We start from the raw sequence: 1009 nt of genomic DNA, 5'->3' as shown, positions 1-1009 counted from the left end.
TTCGCAACATCCAGATTTCCGGAGACCAGGGGCGTCTCACCTCAACGACACGCCGCGGCCCTGACCAGGCATTGCCCGCTCAACTTCGAAGAGCCACCAACGTCGGAGTACCCGTATTCACACTTGCGTTCGGAACCTTTGCCGCGGATGCCTATTACCGAAAAGAGGGCGATAAAAAAGTCCAAGAGAAAGTACGGTTAGCGGCCTACACAACACTCGGTTCTCAATACGCACTTGAACGGGCTCACGAACCTATCCGCGCAGCCGTAGACGGCGCCTACGAACTTGGATCGATGGAACAAGTCGGAGAATTGCGCGCCGCCGAAATGGCACTGCATTCAGCTTATGTGGCGTCATACCAAACCCTCCACGAACTGGATGCATTGGCAGTAGATAACTCCGTGATTGCAGCCGCTAAGGAGAGGTTCGAGGCCAATAGCGAAGCCATTGGCGCCCAACGACCAACGGTTCGCCTTGGCGACAAACCACGAACTAAAACCGAGGACTCCGGTGTCGCTGACACCGATCCGACTAGAGCACCAGGCCAGGGCGAAGGGTGACACGAGGATGACAATGAAGAAACCGATCGTTGGCAAGGTAGCCGGGGTGGAAGACGAGTACACGGTCCTGATCAACAAGGGCGAAGAGGATGGCGTCAAACTTGGAACCGTATTCGCGGTCGAATCTTCAGAGGACGGACGACCAGTCCTAGATCCGGACACGGGGAAAGTCTTAGGACATCGCCCTAGGGACATCCTTAAAGTGCGAGTGCGACAGACTTATCCACAATTCTCAGTCGCCGAAACGTTCCAGGCTTTCTCTCCTTTTGAGCGAAGTCTCGGAATAAGTATCCCAGAATTGTCATGGAGAGCGAACCAAAGAGACCGTATTTCAGGTGTCAAATCGACCAAAGGGGCTCTTCCGGATTCAGAGTGCATGCAGTCGTTCTGCGAGTTGGCCGGAGTGGATGAGTGACCGCAAGATGTAGTGGTTGAGGTTGCGGAAGCCG

General features: G+C 54.8%; 2 protein-coding genes. Both read left to right on the top strand.

Annotation, left to right across the window (positions count from 1 at the left end; translation table 11 throughout):
- On the top strand, window positions 1-560 hold a 560-nt coding region (locus tag ACZ4TW_RS24075), incomplete at its 5' end, for a hypothetical protein (RefSeq protein WP_465547051.1).
- Window positions 561-573: 13 nt separating this feature from the next.
- On the top strand, window positions 574-975 hold the full coding sequence (locus ACZ4TW_RS24070) for a hypothetical protein (RefSeq protein WP_465547049.1): 402 nt from the start codon (window positions 574-576) through the stop codon (window positions 973-975).
- Window positions 976-1009 lie beyond the last annotated feature (34 nt).

The organism is Agromyces sp. NPDC029043 (assembly GCF_055564615.1).
The sequence above is the reverse complement of the archived record's forward strand: the minus strand, read 5'-3'. Positions and strand labels throughout refer to the sequence as shown.

Bases quoted from the DNA above. Each gene is read 5' to 3' on its own strand.
- ACZ4TW_RS24070 (WP_465547049.1), top strand. From the start codon at position 574: ATGAAGAAACCGATCGTTGGCAAGGTAGCCGGGGTGGAAGACGAGTAC.